This is a genomic window from Agrobacterium sp. B1(2019) (genome assembly GCF_008274755.1).
Classification (GTDB): Bacteria; Pseudomonadota; Alphaproteobacteria; order Rhizobiales; family Rhizobiaceae; genus Agrobacterium; species Agrobacterium salinitolerans.
The window spans coordinates 69,113-85,729 of the sequence record NZ_VTPB01000006.1 but is presented as its reverse complement, the minus strand read 5'-3'; the positions used below and the strand labels follow the sequence as shown (position 1 = coordinate 85,729).

16 protein-coding genes are annotated in these 16,617 nt (G+C 56.0%); 12 read left to right on the top strand and 4 right to left on the bottom strand.

The annotated features are described in order from the left end of the window. The first annotated feature begins 98 nt into the window (after positions 1-98). The 3 genes from AGR1_RS28145 (at position 99) to AGR1_RS28135 (ending at position 5,026) form a co-directional block, all read left to right on the top strand. The gene (locus AGR1_RS28145) at positions 99-2,753 is read left to right on the top strand and encodes a heavy metal translocating P-type ATPase (protein ID WP_080723265.1); all 2,655 of its coding nucleotides are present in this window, start codon (positions 99-101) and stop codon (positions 2,751-2,753) included. Between the two features lie 161 nt (positions 2,754-2,914). Then, complete coding sequence (locus AGR1_RS28140; RefSeq protein ID WP_003501194.1) at positions 2,915-3,415, top strand: copper chaperone PCu(A)C; 501 nt, start codon at positions 2,915-2,917, stop codon at positions 3,413-3,415. 282 nt (positions 3,416-3,697) lie between these two features. Beyond that, positions 3,698-5,026 carry an Nramp family divalent metal transporter gene (locus AGR1_RS28135; protein ID WP_003501192.1) on the top strand — a complete coding sequence of 443 codons (1,329 nt, stop codon included), beginning with the start codon at positions 3,698-3,700 and terminating at the stop codon, positions 5,024-5,026. A gap of 289 nt (positions 5,027-5,315) precedes the next feature. Here the strand turns inward: AGR1_RS28135 and AGR1_RS28130 are convergent, their stop codons facing one another. The 3 genes from AGR1_RS28130 to AGR1_RS28120 form a co-directional block, all read right to left on the bottom strand. Beyond that, positions 5,316-5,732: a helix-turn-helix domain-containing protein gene (locus AGR1_RS28130; RefSeq protein WP_003501190.1), complete on the bottom strand. Its 417-nt coding sequence runs from the start codon at positions 5,730-5,732 to the stop codon at positions 5,316-5,318. A gap of 169 nt (positions 5,733-5,901) precedes the next feature. Next, positions 5,902-6,414, bottom strand: coding sequence for a signal peptidase II (gene lspA / locus AGR1_RS28125; protein WP_003501188.1), 513 nt, complete (start codon positions 6,412-6,414; stop codon positions 5,902-5,904). Then, positions 6,411-7,112, bottom strand: coding sequence for a L,D-transpeptidase (locus AGR1_RS28120; protein WP_003501186.1), 702 nt, complete (start codon positions 7,110-7,112; stop codon positions 6,411-6,413). Before AGR1_RS28120 ends, lspA begins: the two co-directional genes overlap by 4 nt. Positions 7,113-7,367: 255 nt before the next feature. Here AGR1_RS28120 and AGR1_RS28115 point away from each other — a divergent pair, with 255 nt between their 5' ends. From AGR1_RS28115 to AGR1_RS28090, 6 genes are all read left to right on the top strand, one after another. Next, positions 7,368-7,706, top strand: a complete 339-nt coding sequence (locus AGR1_RS28115) for a hypothetical protein (RefSeq protein ID WP_003501184.1) — start codon at positions 7,368-7,370, stop codon at positions 7,704-7,706. Positions 7,707-7,883: 177 nt separating this feature from the next. After that, positions 7,884-9,071, top strand: coding sequence for a ubiquinol oxidase subunit II (gene cyoA, locus AGR1_RS28110; protein ID WP_003501182.1), 1,188 nt, complete (start codon positions 7,884-7,886; stop codon positions 9,069-9,071). Positions 9,072-9,088: 17 nt separating this feature from the next. After that, positions 9,089-11,089 carry a cytochrome o ubiquinol oxidase subunit I gene (cyoB, locus tag AGR1_RS28105; RefSeq protein WP_003501180.1) on the top strand — a complete coding sequence of 667 codons (2,001 nt, stop codon included), beginning with the start codon at positions 9,089-9,091 and terminating at the stop codon, positions 11,087-11,089. A 1-nt stretch (position 11,090) separates the two neighbouring features. Continuing rightward, the gene (gene cyoC, locus AGR1_RS28100) at positions 11,091-11,711 is read left to right on the top strand and encodes a cytochrome o ubiquinol oxidase subunit III (protein WP_003501178.1); all 621 of its coding nucleotides are present in this window, start codon (positions 11,091-11,093) and stop codon (positions 11,709-11,711) included. Continuing rightward, entirely contained in the window at positions 11,708-12,094 is a 387-nt protein-coding gene (cyoD, locus tag AGR1_RS28095) for a cytochrome o ubiquinol oxidase subunit IV (RefSeq protein ID WP_035228678.1), read from the top strand. The genes cyoC and cyoD overlap by 4 nt, the downstream gene beginning before the upstream one ends. Before the next feature lie 177 nt (positions 12,095-12,271). Then, positions 12,272-12,634, top strand: coding sequence for a hypothetical protein (locus tag AGR1_RS28090; protein ID WP_003501174.1), 363 nt, complete (start codon positions 12,272-12,274; stop codon positions 12,632-12,634). A 38-nt stretch (positions 12,635-12,672) separates the two neighbouring features. Here the strand turns inward: AGR1_RS28090 and AGR1_RS28085 are convergent, their stop codons facing one another. Continuing rightward, positions 12,673-13,278: a transglutaminase-like cysteine peptidase gene (locus AGR1_RS28085; protein ID WP_037093094.1), complete on the bottom strand. Its 606-nt coding sequence runs from the start codon at positions 13,276-13,278 to the stop codon at positions 12,673-12,675. A 595-nt stretch (positions 13,279-13,873) separates the two neighbouring features. On the opposite strand from AGR1_RS28085, the gene AGR1_RS28080 reads away from it, so the two are divergent. The 3 genes from AGR1_RS28080 to istB all read left to right on the top strand — a co-directional run bounded on the left by AGR1_RS28080 (position 13,874) and on the right by istB (position 16,503). Continuing rightward, complete coding sequence (locus tag AGR1_RS28080) at positions 13,874-14,173, top strand: hypothetical protein (protein WP_253204186.1); 300 nt, start codon at positions 13,874-13,876, stop codon at positions 14,171-14,173. A gap of 78 nt (positions 14,174-14,251) precedes the next feature. Continuing rightward, complete coding sequence (gene istA / locus AGR1_RS28075) at positions 14,252-15,748, top strand: IS21 family transposase (protein ID WP_149149107.1); 1,497 nt, start codon at positions 14,252-14,254, stop codon at positions 15,746-15,748. Beyond that, complete coding sequence (gene istB, locus AGR1_RS28070; protein ID WP_035226016.1) at positions 15,745-16,503, top strand: IS21-like element helper ATPase IstB; 759 nt, start codon at positions 15,745-15,747, stop codon at positions 16,501-16,503. The genes istA and istB overlap by 4 nt, the downstream gene beginning before the upstream one ends. Positions 16,504-16,617 lie beyond the last annotated feature (114 nt).

Here is a 16,617-nt window from a genome sequence, read left to right as displayed (position 1 = left end):
GCAGTTTTCACCGAAATGCAAAAGAGCAAAAATTTCCCATTGCGTCTCTAGTGGCTAGAGGTCGTAAAGCTTGCCGTATCAATATGGGGATACATGATATGGTTGAGCCACTTCAGACGAGATTCCGGATCGAGGGCATGGACTGCGCTTCGTGTGCAACCAAAATCGATACGGCGATCAGGCGCATGCCTGGCGTTCAAGATGTTTCGATTTCCGTCTCCGCCGGGACCATGACAGTCGAGCATGACGACACAATCGATGTCGAGGATATGGGAAAAAAGGTCACCGGCCTTGGATATCCGACGAAGCTTATTCCCGCCAAGTCTAAAGCGGTGCCATCTGCTATAGAACACGTCCATGGGCCAGGCTGTTCCCACGATCATGATCATTCACCTGATGAGCACGCGCAGGCGCACGATCATGGTACGACTCCCCACGAGCATGGCTTTGCTTGCATGAACAAGCATGGCAACGAGACGCACTCCCACGACCATACCCATGAGAACAACGGTGGGCACGATCACTCTGCAACCTCTCAATCAAGCCAGAGGCCGATCCCGGATGGTCAGGCCCGTTTCCACGTTGGTGGAATGGATTGTGCTTCATGTGCAAGCAAGATCGACACTGCCGTCCGTCGCATTCCGGGTGTTGAAGATGTTAGTGTCTCGGTGACCTCGGGGACGATGACGGTCAAGCACGCGTTCGCTGATCTCAAAGCTATTGAGAAGCAGGTTTCTGGCCTTGGATACTCGGTCGCACCGATCATTCCTACCGCGAAGCGGTCCCCCGCTACTTATTCAGGATCGCAAGACGATGCTGGCCATACCAACGGACAGGCGTCAGCGGACGTTGAGTTGGAGGGTCTTCACGGTCATGATCATAGGCCAAGCGAAGGGCCGTGGTGGAGTAGCCGCAAGGGGCGCCTGACGATAATCGCAGGCGGATCTCTGACTGCCGCATATGCTATCGGCAATCTGGTTCCGGCCATAGATACTTACGCCTTCATCATCGCCATGTTGGTTGGCCTGATACCCATCGCCCGTCGTGCTTTTATGGCTGCGAGGGCAGGCACTCCCTTCTCCATTGAGATGCTGATGACGATCGCCGCTGTCGGCGCATTGATTATTAACGCTACCGAAGAGGCGGCGGCCGTTGTCTTTCTATTCCTTGTTGGTGAGCTCCTCGAGGGCGTTGCGGCTGGCAAGGCTCGCGACAGTATCAAGTCTCTGACAAACCTCGTGCCCAAGACGGCTTTGCTGGAAGAGGGTGGGAAGACCCGCGAGGTTCCGGCAGAGGTGCTTGCTGTCGGTTCAATTATACTTGTTCGCCCCGGTGACAGGATTTCGGCCGATGGCGTGATAATGTCAGGTGAAAGTTCTGTCGATGAGGCACCCGTGACGGGTGAAAGCGTACCGGTCCGCAAGGTGATCGGTGATAACGTATTCGCAGGTACCGTCAACGGCGACGCGGCACTGCGCGTTCGTGTCACCGCTGCAGCCGAAGACAACACCATTGCTCGCGTCGTCCGCCTGGTCGAGGAAGCCCAGGAATCGAAGGCTCCGACAGAGCGGTTCATCGATCGCTTTTCGAGATACTATACACCGGGCGTGGTTGTCGTTGCCGCGTTGGTTTCCATCATCCCACCTTTACTTGTTGGCGGCGAATGGAGTGAATGGATTTACAAGGGGCTTGCGATCCTTTTGATCGGCTGCCCTTGCGCCCTCGTCATTTCGACACCTGCTGCCATTGCCGCTTCACTGTCGGCGGGCGCACGGCGCGGCCTTCTCATGAAGGGCGGCGCAGTTCTCGAAGGGGTCGGCAGGGTGACTGCAGTCGCGTTCGACAAGACGGGGACGTTGACCGAAGGAAAGCCCAAGGTGACGGACGTTATTCCTTTCGGCCGCAGTAGTCCCGAGGTACTCCGTTATGCTGCGGCACTTGAAACCGGATCAAGCCATCCGCTGGCGGTCGCGATCCTCGCCAGGGCGGATGAAGATGGGCTCGATGCTCCAGCTTCGACCGATGCCAAGGCACTCGGCGGCAAAGGCGTTACCGCGGTCATCGACGGCGTGGAAGTCTTCCTCGGATCTCCGAAGGCTGCTGCCGAGCGTGTGACGATTCCGATGGCGCATTCGCTGCAGATTACCTCTCTGAACGAGGATGGCAAGACTGTATCCGTTTTGGTAATCGGCGATGTACTTGCAGGTGCCATCGCCATGCGCGACGAACCCCGAGCGGACGCGATCGAGGGCCTTAAGGCACTGACCGATCTCGGGATCAAAGCAATCATGCTTACGGGCGACAACGCTCGCACGGCATCAGCCATTGGCGCTCAGCTTGGCATTGAAGTTCGTGCAGAACTGATGCCTGAGGACAAGCAGCGTATTGTTGGCGAACTCAAACAGGAAGGTTACGTGGTCGGCAAGATCGGGGATGGCATCAACGATGCTCCCGCTCTCGCTGCGGCAGATATAGGCATCGCCATGGGTGGCGGCACGGACGTCGCGCTGGAGACCGCCGATGCCGCGGTACTCCACGGCAGAGTCGGGGATGTCGCTCTCATGGTCGATCTTTCGAAGCGTACGATGCGAAACATTTTTCAGAACATCACCATCGCGCTCGGCCTCAAGGCTGTGTTTCTCGTCACCACCATTATAGGAATCACTGGCCTCTGGCCCGCCATCCTGGCAGATACGGGTGCAACTGTGCTTGTTACGATAAACGCATTGCGCCTCCTGCGCCCCATACGTTGAAGGCAGTAAAATGATCAGGAAAATTGTATTTGGAGGGATCCTGCTGATGGTAGCGACCTCGGTCGTATTCAGTCTGGTCGGGGTCCTCGCTGTCTGGAATCCAAAGGAGCTTTTCCAGTACCAAGACGGTCAGACGGTGTCGCAGTAAGAAGGAGGAAGCAATGAACAAGAGATCGAATTCGACAATCCGCGTCGCCGCGACAATCTTTGCATGTCTGCTGGCTGGAACGGCGTTTGCACATGACTTCAAGGCAGGAAAGCTGGAACTTAGGCATCCTTGGTCGGCACTGGCTCCTCCGGTCGCTCCGGTGCTGGGTGGCTATGTGACGATCGTCAATACCGGACAGGAGTCTGACCGTCTTGTCGGTGGCACGACTAACATCGCCGAGAGACTGGAAATCCACGAGTCCTCCCTGGTGGAAGGGGTAGCGAAAATGCGTCCGGCGAAGCAAGGCCTCGAAATTGCCCCCGGTGCTACCTTGGCGCTTCAACCGGGTGGAACCCACATAATGCTGGTCAAGCCCATAAATCGGCCCGTCGAAGGTGAGAAGTTCAAGGCGACGCTCCTGTTCGAGAAAGCAGGAGCAGTGGAGGTCGAGTTCGTTGTGCAGAGGCCGAAACGAGAGTCGGGCGAGGATCATTCCGGCCATCAAGATCCATGATTAGTGGCCTAGAGCGTTTTCACAGGACCTCTATCAACCTCAGGGTCGACAATCCCTCCGCAGTTGTCTGGTGAAGCCTCAGGCGACTGCTAATATGGTTGAGTGCGATGATACTTGCTGGGTTCCTCTTGTATTTCGATGCTGAACGGCATCAGAGCAGGTGCGACCCGAGCAGATCCCGGTTCATCGCCCGCCTTGGAAAATGCACTTGTCAATTCTCAAACTTCATGCGAATGATTTGCAATAGCAACTAAGCAAAAACCAAGAATCGTAGGTGAATCTATGGACAGTCCGGTAAAGGGCTGGCGGCGGGCCGGAGGGGAAGCGTCGCTGTCTGACGTGCATCGATCCATCGCGGTGGCGACCGGGCAGGGCACATTTCGCCGGGCCATGGCTTTCTTTGGTCCAGGCTACCTGGTGGCGGTCGGGTATATGGATCCTGGAAACTGGGCGACCTCTCTCGCCGGCGGATCCCGCTTCGGCTATGCGCTTTTGACGGTAGCACTTGTGTCGAACATCATGGCGATCGTGCTCCAGTCGCTCTGCGCCCGTCTGGCGATCGGCTCCGGGCGAGACCTTGCGCAGGCTTGCCGCGATGCCTTCCCTCGACCGGTCGGCATCGTCCTCTGGATCCTGGCAGAAATAGCGATCATCGCTACCGACATAGCGGAGGTGATCGGCACTGCGATCGGGCTCAACCTGATCTTCGGCATCCCACTGGAACTGGGAGTCGTCATCACGGCACTGGACGTCTTCCTCATCCTGTATCTCCAGAAGTTAGGCTTCCGTTGGGTCGAAGCGCTCGTAATCACGTTGCTGGGTGTGATTACCGTCTGCTTCACCATCCAGATCGCGCTTGCGGATCCCGACTGGGGACAAGTCATCCTCGGATTTGCCCCGACCACAGAGATCGTCACCAACCCGGATATGCTCTACCTCGCGCTAGGGATTCTTGGTGCAACCGTCATGCCGCACAATCTGTATCTCCACTCAGGGATCGTGCAGACACGCGCTTACGGCACAACAGTCCCCCAGAAGCGGGAGGCACTCAAGTTCGCCACCCTCGACTCGACAATCGCCCTGATGTTTGCGTTGCTCGTGAATGCCTCAATTCTGATCCTCGCAGCGGCCACATTCCACAAGACAGGCCAGACGACGGTGGCCGAACTCGGTGAAGCGCATAGCCTTCTTGCACCGCTGCTCGGTCTTGCAATCGCCCCAACGTTGTTCGGTATCGCGCTCCTATGCTGCGGTATCAATTCGACGGTTACGGCGACACTGGCTGGACAGATTGTCATGGAAGGCTTTTTGAACATCAGGCTCGCGCCCTGGCTACGACGATTGATCACACGCGGTATCGCCATTATTCCGGCTGCCGGGGTTACGATATTGTTTGGAGACGGTGGAACAGCGCAACTCTTAATCTTGACACAGGTGGTGCTCAGTCTTCAACTCTCGTTCGCAGTGTTCCCGCTTGTGATGTTCACATCCGACCGGGCGAAGATGGGGGAACTGACGGCTCCTTACTGGCTGACTGCTTTCGCTTGGCTGATTGCAATCGTGATCGCCCTCCTGAACATCAAGCTTCTTGTGGATTTCGTCGCGTCCTAACGTAACGAAATTCGCCCTCTGACACGGAAGGATGCGAAGATGATTATGATTTATGATGGGCCGCCAAGTATATTCTCATGGGCGAAAAAACCCTGAGCTTCCTGAGACTGGCGAGAAGGCTTCAGACCCTTCTGCTATCTTCATTTCCTATACTGAAAATAGGAGCGCTTTCCGGCGGCAGCGGCCTCATCTCAACGGAAAGCCCTAATGTAGGCGGTGGTTGAAAGGGTCATGAGTTACCCAGATTGCAGACGAGATGAACGAAACGTAGCGCGAAACGAGCAACCTGTCAGTCGTGTTCCGTCGAGCAAAGACAGTGGTTGGCAAGAGCCCGAATTACGTAGCAGTCGCGTACCTGGTTGGAATTGCAGTGCGTTGAGATCCGCTCCAGTTCTGCTTCCAATTTTTTTAGGCGCTGGATCTTCTCACGGACGGTTACGAGTTGCTTGGCGGCAATACCGTCAGCTTCCTCGCAAGGTTTCTCCGGATGCTGACTAAGATCGATGAGTTCGCGGATGGCCTCGATCGTCAGTCCAAGCTCGCGTGCGTGCTTTATGAAGGACAGCCGCTCACCTTCCGTCTTCGAATAGCGTCGCTGATTTCCTTCCGAGCGTTCCGTATGCGAGAGAAGCCCCATCTGCTCGTAATATCTGATCGTCGGAACCTTTACCCCAGTCGTCTTCGATAGATCACCGATTGTCAGCATATGAATACTCCAGTCATGACATGCAGCGTCGAACCACTGCGGTTTGTTCGAGTTTGAAAAGAAACTGACGCCATCGAGACGTGATGGGGGTATCCAGCACAGAATTTTGATATGAGGATTGAGTTGTTGAGATCAAGTTCCACTGCGATCGTGTCGCTACGCCTGACAATCATGTCTTCGCCAACGAAATCGCATGTCGGTCCGGACGCAACGAGATCGCGACAAGAAGGAAGGCCCCACAGACGATGAATACGTCTGCCAGATTGAAGGCTGGCCATGACCAACCGAAGGCGTGGAAATCCAGATAGTCCGTGACGCTCAGGTTCCAGAAGCGATCGATGACATTGCCGCTCGCGCCTCCTGCAATCGCCGTGATCGAAACCCTCTCTGCAGCAGTCTTTGCCATTACCGCCCAGATCACCAGCGCGATCACGATTACGCCCTGAAGCAGCGCGAACAGTCGTGGAGCCGATCCCATCGTGTCGGAGAAAAGGCCGAAGCTGACACCCGGGTTATAGGCAAGCACCAGGTTGAAGAATGGGGTTACCGGGATTACTCTCGGTGGATCCATCAATTCGGTTACAACCAGATACTTCGTGGTAAGATCGATCAAGCATAGCGCGGCAACCCAGAGAAGGACGAGAGCGGCTCTGGCTGTGATCTTGTTTAATGATGCCTTCATCGGATTCCCTGTTGCATGACGACAATCCGGGCCTTTGACGGGACGGTTTCATAAAGCTCCATCACATCCTGATTGATGAGGCGAACGCAGCCTGACGAAACGGCGTGGCCGATTGAACGCCAGTCCGTGGTGCCGTGAAGCCGGTAAAGCGTGTCCTTGCCATGCTGGAAGATGTAAAGAGCACAAGCACCAAGCGGATTATTGGGGCCGGGTGCCTGGCCGCCGTTCGCATATGAATATTTCTGTAGCTCTGGTTGTCTCGCTATCATCTCCGGAGGCGGTGTCCACCGGGGCCATTTCTGCCGCCACTGGATTATTCCTTCACCCGACCAGGTGAAGCCCACGCGCCCGATACCGATACCGTATCTCATTGCCGTGCCAGCATCTTCAGTGAGATAGAGGAACCTGCTGCGAACATCGACGAAAACAACGCCCGCAGGCTCGCCGGTGAGGTTTTCAACGCGCTGCCGATAGTATCTCGGGTCGATCTTTCGAAAGGGAACTCTAGGTAACCGGTAGCCGCCGTCGCTCCTTGCAGCGTAGCGGGCCTCAAGCTCACGTTCGCTCGGTTCCATTTGACTGGCGGGCCTGACGACAGCCGCCGCTGTAGAAACCGGGCTTCCAAAGACGGCTGATGCCAATGCACCACCAGATAGAGCGACGAGTGACCGACGTTTCATCAGACGCGGTTTGAGCATGCATATCCCCATTTGAAGGACACGTTTGAATCCTCCACATTACTGATTCCGTACAATTCTACGATCTCTAGTAGCTTGAGGTTCAAGCGCTTGCTGACAGCTAAGGTCGGGTCTCAACTAATTGTGTAAGGCTCGTGATGGAGTGCGCCTTATCATCAGGGACAAATTGGCGCAGTCCCAGATTCGCAGCTTTTGTTTCAGTTCGACCTTTGCTAGTCATCTGTTGATTTATGTCATTTTGCTTGTCTGGAACGAATGATCCGCAGCGTTTTAACCAGTTGGAAGACCGTGGCTGTCCTGACGATGATCTTCATTCAGATCATCTCCGGAAGCCTCTGCTCGACTCCGTTGGAAAATCGCACATTTGTTCCGCCCGGTGTCGCTACCTTCGTGCAGGAACGAGGTTCACCGGTGGATAACAGGAAACTCCTCTTGTCTGAGGCCGACCATCACGTCCGCTGCGAGCAGCGGTCTCTACAAGCAGAGCTGTATGATTTTAGATTCTCGGAAGGACTGCGATATTCCGTATCCGCGGACCTCCTTCGTGAAAGCCAGATCTATCTGATCTCGCGCCCGCCAAAATACCTGAGCTAAGGCAATCTGTTCGGCACTGCGCACGTACGTCTTACTGAATCAGTTCGACCATGGATCTCTTACGCCCAAGCCATTCTTCGCCGATATCTGGCGGAGCGTGTGAGCTACGTATCGGGACTTCTCAAGAGCAGCCGGATTCCATCCTGAACTCATAATCCCTTACATCGGGAGTCGAAGGTGTCTTTGTCAAAAAAGCTCTTTCTCCTCGCTGTTGGCACCTTTTTGCTCCCGCTCGGTGGATGCAAGATGGTCGTAATGTCGCCATCCGGCGATATTGCACGTCAGCAGGCGGATCTCATCGTCATCGCAACCGTGCTGATGCTCCTCATCATCGTACCGGTCCTGTTTCTCACCTTCTATTTTGCCTGGCATTACCGCCATTCCAACAAGAAGGCGAAATATGACCCGGAGTGGCATCACTCCGTAAAACTCGAGATGGTGATCTGGTCAGCGCCGCTTGCCATCATCATTGCGCTGGGAACTATCACGTGGATCAGCACTCACAGACTTGACCCATATCGCCCACTCGACAGGATCGATGCAAATCGTCCTGTTACACCCGACATCAGGCCGATCACCGTAGAAGTGGTCGCACTCGATTGGAAATGGCTGTTCTTCTATCCGGAGTACGGAATTGCTACGGTTAATGAGCTTGCTGCGCCCGTAGATGTACCGATCAACTTCAAGCTAACTGCATCATCGGTCATGAATGCATTCTATGTGCCGGCGCTCGCCGGGATGATCTATGCCATGCCCGGAATGCAGACGAAACTCCATGCCGTCATCAACGAGACCGGCACCTACGATGGTCTTTCTGCCAACTATAGTGGAGACGGCTTCTCTCAGATGCGGTTCAAGTTCCTTGGATTGAACCAGGGTGATTTCGATCAATGGGTCGCGCGTGTCAAACGGACCGGCACGGCACTCAACCGGGACAGTTACTTGAAGCTTGAGAAACCGAGCACGGCCGAACCTGTACGTTATTACTCCACGGTGCAGGAAGGTCTCTACCGCTCGGTGCTCAACATGTGCGCCCGTGAAGGCCAGATGTGCATGGATGAGATGATGCACATCGACAAGATGGGCGGGGCAGGTGTGGAGAGCCGGGAAAACCGGGCGCGCCTGGAATACGACAACCGCCGGACGACCGGCGCAGCCGAAGACAACGATGTCGCACCCGCCCCTGTCACAGGCACCCCGACCCGCGGCGAGAGCCCCGCGAACGTCATCGATAGCAAGGTGAGCCAGCCGTCGATGCCGATGAACCATAGCATGAAGAACATGCAGCATCCCACCACACCCGAAAGCGATGAGAGCGGGCAGGCACCCGACCGGCTCGACGCTGAAGTGCCCGCAAAACCCTGAAGGATTCGACAGATAAGATGTTCGAAAATCTAACACTCGCTCAACTCGTCTTCGGGCGGCTCACCTGGGAAGCGATCCCTTACGATCCAATCATCCGCAGCACGTTTGTTGCCGTGGTTATCGGTGGCCTGGCCATCGTGGGATTGATTACGAAATACAAACTGTGGGGTTATCTCTGGAGGGAATGGTTCACATCTGTCGATCACAAAAAGATCGGCATCATGTACATCGTTCTGGCGCTCGTCATGCTTCTGCGCGGCTTCGCCGACGCGATCATGATGCGTATTCAGCAGGCCATCGCCTTCAACGGCAACGAGGGATACCTGAACGCCGACCACTATGATCAGATATTCACCGCCCACGGCGTGATCATGATCTTTTTTGTCGCCATGCCGTTCATAACAGGGTTCATGAACTACATTGTGCCGCTCCAGATCGGTGCTCGCGATGTGTCATTTCCGTTCCTGAACAATTTCTCATTCTGGATGACGACGGCGGGTGCGATCATCATCATGATCTCGCTATTCGTAGGAGAATTCGCAAAGACCGGCTGGTTGGCCTATCCGCCGTTGTCGGGTGCCGATTACAGCCCTGGCGTCGGTGTGGACTACTACATCTGGGGTTTGCAGGTAGCCGGCATCGGAACAACGCTGTCGGGCATCAACCTCGTTGCGACCATCGTCAAGATGCGCGCACCGGGGATGTCTCTGATGAAAATGCCTGTTTTCACCTGGACCTCGCTTTGCACCAACATCCTGATCGTGGCGACATTCCCGATATTGACGGCAACGCTTGCGCTGCTGACCGCAGACCGCTATCTGGACACCAACTTCTTCACGAACGATCTCGGCGGTAACCCGATGATGTACGTGAACCTGATCTGGATGTGGGGTCATCCGGAAGTTTACATCCTGATCCTCCCGGCTTTTGGCATCTTTTCGGAAGTTGCATCTACGTTCTCGGGCAAGCGGCTGTTCGGCTACGCGTCGATGGTCTACGCGACATGTACGATCATGCTTCTTTCTTATGTGGTCTGGCTGCATCATTTCTTCACGATGGGAGCAGGTGCGTCCGTCAACGCCTTCTTTGGAATAGCAACGATGATCATTTCGATCCCGACGGGTGCGAAGATGTTCAACTGGCTGTTCACGATGTACAAGGGAAGGATCCGTTACGAACTGCCGATGTACTGGTTGATCGGCTTTATGGTGACATTCGTCATCGGCGGTATGACAGGCGTCATGCTGGCTATACCTCCTGCTGACTTTGTGCTGCACAATTCGCTCTTCCTGATTGCCCACTTCCACAACGTCATCATCGGCGGCGTGCTGTTCGGCCTGATGGCAGGAGTAACCTATTGGTGGCCGAAGGCCTTCGGTTTCAAGCTCGATCCGTTCTGGGGCAAGATGAGCTTCTGGTTCTGGCAGATCGGTTTCTTCGTCGCCTTCATGCCGCTCTATGTGCTCGGACTAATGGGCGTGACGCGCAGAGTTTCGCAGTTTGATGATCCCTCGTTACAGATCTGGTTCATCATCGCCGCATTCGGGGCGGGCCTGATTGCACTCGGTATCCTGTTCTTCATTATCCAGATGGTCGTCAGCGTGAGGAGACGCGACCAGCTCCGCTGCACGACGGGCGATCCATGGGGTGGCCGAACCCTGGAATGGGCTACTTCCTCGCCGCCGCCAGAATACAACTTCGCTTTCACTCCAGTGGTCCATGAGATGGACGCATGGCACGACATGAAGGAATGTGGATACGCGAGACCACTGGCCGGATACAAGGCGATTCACATGCCCAGAAATACTGGTGCCGGTGTCATCCTTTCCGGTATCAGCATCGCGCTCGCCTTTGCGCTCATCTGGTACATCTGGTGGCTCGCCATCGTATCATTCGCAGCGATCATTATCATCTCGATCGCCCACACCTTCAACTACAACCGCGACTTTTATATCCCGGCAGCAACAGTTGCCGAGGTCGAAGACGCACGTTCGAAGCTGCTCGCCCAGGGGAACTGACATGGCAAACCCGATTCACGCCCCCCGGGCTGACAAGAAATTCCATCTCGATGAGGAACATCATCCTGAAGGAAGCACGAACCTGGGCTTCTGGCTCTATCTGATGAGTGACCTGCTTATTTTCGCGGCTCTCTTCGCCACCTATGCGGTGCTCGGTCGTAATTACGCGGCCGGTCCTGCACCTGGCGATCTTTTCGATCTCAGGTTGATCGGGGTTGCGACGGTAATCCTGCTGGTGTCATCGATTACCTATGGTGTTGCGATGATCCGTGCCGAGAGCAATGCAAAGGGTGCGACGATCTTCTGGCTTGGTGTCACAGGCCTGCTCGGCCTCGCATTCCTGGGGCTGGAGGCATACGAATTCTATCATCTGATCGCGGAGGGTGCTGGTCCCCAGCGGTCCGCCTTCCTGTCGTCATTCTTCGCCCTCGTCGGCACGCATGGCCTCCATGTCATGTTTGGGGTCATCTGGCTTGTGGTGCTTATGATACAGGTGTCGAAGTTTGGCCTCACTCCGGAGAACCATCGACGACTGATGTGCCTGTCAATGTTCTGGCACTTCCTCGACCTCATCTGGATCGGTGTCTTCTCAGTGGTCTATCTTATGGGAGTTGTCGCATGACGTCGAATTCTTCTCATAATGGAGCACACGGAGGGCATTCCGGTCACCGCTCGGGGCGTAGTTCTCTCAAGAGCTACATGACGGGATTCATCCTGTCGCTTATTCTGACGGCCATCCCGTTCTGGCTTGTGATGGGCGACGTCATCGAGTGCAAGATGATAACGATCGCGGCGATCATGATCCTTGGCGGCATCCAGATGCTTGTCCACATGACCTACTTCCTGCACATGAACAGCCGCTCTGAAGGAGGGTGGACCATGATGGCACTGATTTTTACGATCGTGATCCTTGTCATCGTGCTCGTCGGATCAATCTGGGTTATGTATCACCTCAACACCAACATGATGCCCATGTCACCGGAGATGATGAAAAATATGCCGTAAGAGCGCTGACTTCATCCAGTTTATCAAGCTAATTGCTCATTCGTGTGTTCGGTAAACCGTTGGTCCATACCGAACACACGGACCAAATCACAAGTCTGGATGCAGTCATGGGGAAGCCTCCGGGCGCGATCTGACTGTCTCCGGCTCTCTTTCACCTCGAGAGTTGTTGGCGAGCGAATGCCATTTTTTCTTGTCACCCATCGATCACTCGTTGAAGCTGATAGCGAGCAGGCCGCTGCTGTCAAAGCTCTCGATAAAATTGAAAGCAGTCGGAAACTCGAGTTCGAAGTGAAATTCGATGAAACGACGATCACCTGCGTAATGCTGGACAGAGCACTGGAGGAGATGGATTCATCATCTCCAGAAGGCCAGGCACTGCATCAGGAGCCGTTAGCCGGGACTACCAACGCTGGTCAGTCACCCGACGAGAACTCATCGCGGACAACGATACCGGAACGCCCGAACGCGCGGACGACCACGATGGTTGCGGCCTTTCTTGGGGGGCTGGTGCTGGCGACGTTCATGCTTGCAGTATTGTGATCGTCAACAACGACGGTCAGAGTACAACATGCCGCTGATCACCGAATGCCGCCCACGGCAATCGTATCACGACCGTCATTGATTTTCACCCACTTGCCGGGATCACGCGAGTCCTGACGCTTCAGATAGGTGTACTCGGTTTCCGACCATTTCCTGATCTCCGCACGCAGATTGTCGAGCACGAAGTCACCCAGTCCTGACCGGACCGCCAACACAGCGTGACCCGATCCGTCCGGTTGAAGCACTACTGTGATCAGCAGGTTGGAGGGCGAGAACCCACGTTCCATCAGGAGCTTCCGCTTCTGAAGAACGAAGTCTTCGCAGTCGGCTGCGTCGACCGGATAGGTCCAGTATTCTTCGACACCATACCTCTCCATATCTGTCATCGCCGGGATCAGGTTCACCTTACGGTTCACATCGACAAGGCGACTCCAGGTCTCTGGCGTCAGCTTCATCGGCCCGCGATCTGCAACGCGGGGGCGGCATTCTCCGGGCAGGCGTTCACAGAATTCAAAATGACCAATTGGCTGGGTAGTCGGTCCGGCGATCGGCATGGCATCCAGAGCCGCCGCATCGGGATTCCACGCCACCCCCATCGAGGTCGTCATTATTGCGATTATTGCGAACATAAACCTGACAGTCATAAGTCGTCCCCGTTTGTTGCAATGACTTATGAGGATCGGCTGCCACTATCGGGCAAACAATTTAGGTGCAATTTTATCGATTGTTATGTTTTGTTCGCGCAGCTCGTTCGCTATCGTTTCAGTTAAAACGTCGAGTTATGATCTGCAGCATCATAGCCAGGTATTCTTTGAATCCACTCGATAATCGGGGCTGACCTTTACTGACGCCCCTCGCTAACCGTTCTGTGATCGGCCTTCTACGAAACAAAGAGTAGGAGGTTTGGCGCCCCACTATGAGCCAAATTGTCGCAACGGACCGAATTCTGATTGAACCTCCATCTGCTTGAGGTTGCATTATCAATCTCCTGAACGACAGGAGATACTGAATTGAACGTTGTGAATTTCCGGGCCTTCATTACTGACTCTGGCCTTGGCGGCTGCGTGATCACACCCCACGTGCTTATTGCGAAGGTTTTTGCGTTGGCGAGTTCGATGCTCCCTTCTGTTGTGACGGCCCGAATGTCTGCTACCAGGGCAACGAAATGACACTTACTGCCTTTTCTGACACAAAGTTTCTGCGCCTCTACAGTATCTTCATCCTGTGGGCTGGGCAGTTATGAAACGACTGTCGCAAACCATCCTGTTCGCTCGCCAATGGTTGTCTGAACCATGGTCGATCGGAGCTGTTGCACCCTCCAGCCCTCATCTCGCTCGCCTGATGACACAATCTATCGACGCTTCAACAGGACCTGTTCTGGAACTTGGACCCGGAACAGGTGTGTTTACGGATGCACTTCTTGAACGGGGTGTGCAACAGCAATGCCTCACGCTTGTAGAGCTGGGTGAAGATTTCGTCCGGCTGCTTCGACTACTGAGAGCGGCGGTGGAAAAGTCGGCCACGGTAGCGGCGGAATAGTCCGTCCGCGGGCGGAGTAAAATCCGGCCACCTATTTCCTTTCTGCAATGATCGCAGGAGGGACAGGGGATCTACACCGTGGAACTTTATTTGAGGGTTCGCCTGGCTGTTTCCGAAGGGATGACGCAGCGTCAGGCAGCAAAGCATTTCAACGTATCGCGCGACAGCGTGGCCAAGATGCTGTCGTATTCGACACCGCCCGGCTATCAGCGACGTTCGCCGATCCGGCGTCCGAAGCTGGATGCATTCGTTTCGACGATCGAGCAGTGGCTGGAAGCTGACATGGTGATGCCGCGCAAGCAGCGGCATACTGCCAAACGGGTGTTCGACCGGCTTCGTGACGAGTGCGGCTTCACCGGCGGCTACACGATCATCAAGGATTATATGCGCGAGCGGGATCAACGCCGCCAGGAGGTGTTTGTGCCGCTGTCGCAGCCACCGGGCTATGCGCAGGCCGATTTCGGCGAGGCGACGGTGGTGATCGGCGGCGTCGAGCAGAAAGCTCGCTTCTTTGTGCTGGATCTTCCTCATAGCGACGGATGTTATGTGCGTGCCTATCCGGCGGCAGTGGCCGAAGCCTGGGTGGATGGTCATGTCCACGCCTTTGCGTTCTTCGGGGCCGTGCCGCAGTCGATCGTCTATGACAACGACCGTTGCCTTGTCGCAAAGATCCTGCCCGACGGCACACGCAAGCGGGCAGCGCTGTTCAGCGGCTTCCTGTCCCACTACCTGATCCGGGATCGCTATGGGCGGCCGGGAAAGGGCAACGACAAGGGGAATGTCGAGGGTCTTGTCGGATATGCCCGACGCAACTTCATGGTGCCGATCCCGCGGTTTGCGACATGGGATGCGTTCAATGCTTTTCTGGAAGAGCAGTGCCGCAAACGCCAGCGCGACAAGCTGCGGGGCGAGAGCGAGACGATTGGCGAACGGCTGCAGCGCGATCTTGCGGCCATGCGTCCCTTGCCGGCGTCGCCGTTTGATGCCTGCGACCAGGCCAGCGCTGTTGTGACAGCCCAGTCGCTGGTGCGCTACAAGACGAACGACTATTCCGTACCGGTCGCCTACGGCCATCAGGACGTCTGGGTCCGGGGCTATGTCGATCAGGTGGTGATCGGCTGCCGCGGCGAGATCATCGCGCGTCATCCGCGATGCTGGGAACGGGAAGACGTCGTCTTCGATCCCGTCCATTACCTGCCGCTGATCGAGCGGAAGATCAATTCTCTGGATCAGGCGGCTCCATTGCAGGGCTGGGATCTGCCAGACGAGTTCGCGACGCTGCGCCGGCTGATGGAAGGCCGCATGGCCAAACATGGGCGGCGAGAATACGTGCAGGTTCTGCGCCTGCTGGAAAGCTTCGACCTTGCCGATCTACATGCAGCGGTGAAGCAGGCGATACAGCTCGGCGCGATCGGCTTCGATGCGGTCAAGCATCTGATCCTGTGCCGGGTCGAGCGCCGGCCGCCGCGGTTGGATCTGGCGATCTATCCCTACCTGCCGACGGCGACTGTCGAGAAGACGTCAGCAAAGGCGTATATGCGCCTCCTGTCATCTGATGCGGGAGAAGCGGCATGAGCAGCGACGCGCCAGAGATCCTGCTTGGCCACTATCTCAAAACCCTCAAGCTGCCGACCTTCCAGCGCGAGCACCAGAAGCTGGCCCGGCTATGCGCCACCGAAGGCGTCGATCATGTCGGCTACCTGTTCCGGCTTGCTGAACGGGAGATGATCGAGCGGGACCGCCGCAAGGTCGAACGTCGGATCAAGGCGGCCAAGTTCCCGGTCGTCAAAAGCCTCGACAGCTTCGACTTCACAGCCATCCCCAAGCTGAACAAGATGCAGGTGCTAGAGCTTTCCCGTTGCGAATGGATCGAGCGCCGCGAGAACGTCATTGCGCTGGGCCCGAGCGGCACGGGAAAGACGCATGTCGCACTCGGTCTCGGCCTGGCCGCCTGCCAGAAGGGCCTGTCCGTCGGCTTCACCACGGCGGCGGCCCTGGTCAGCGAGATGATGGAGGCGCGTGACGAGCGGCGTCTGCTCCGGTTCCAGAAGCAGATGGCCGCCTACAAGCTGCTGATCATCGATGAGCTGGGATTTGTGCCACTATCAAAGACCGGGGCGGAATTGCTGTTCGAGCTGATCTCGCAACGCTACGAGCGTGGTGCCACCCTGATCACCAGCAATCTGCCTTTCGACGAATGGACGGAAACACTGGGGTCCGAACGTCTCACCGGCGCACTGCTCGATCGCATCACCCACCACGTCAACATCCTCGAGATGAACGGCGAAAGCTATCGTCTCGCTCAAAGTCGCGCCCGAAAGGCCTGCTAAAACTCCCCTCAAAAAATCGCCGCGCCGGCCTAAGACCCCCGCTCGGGCTACGCCCTCCCGGCCGTCTCAGGCCGGCGCCATAGTGGCCGACTTTTGCTCCGCCCCATGGCCGGT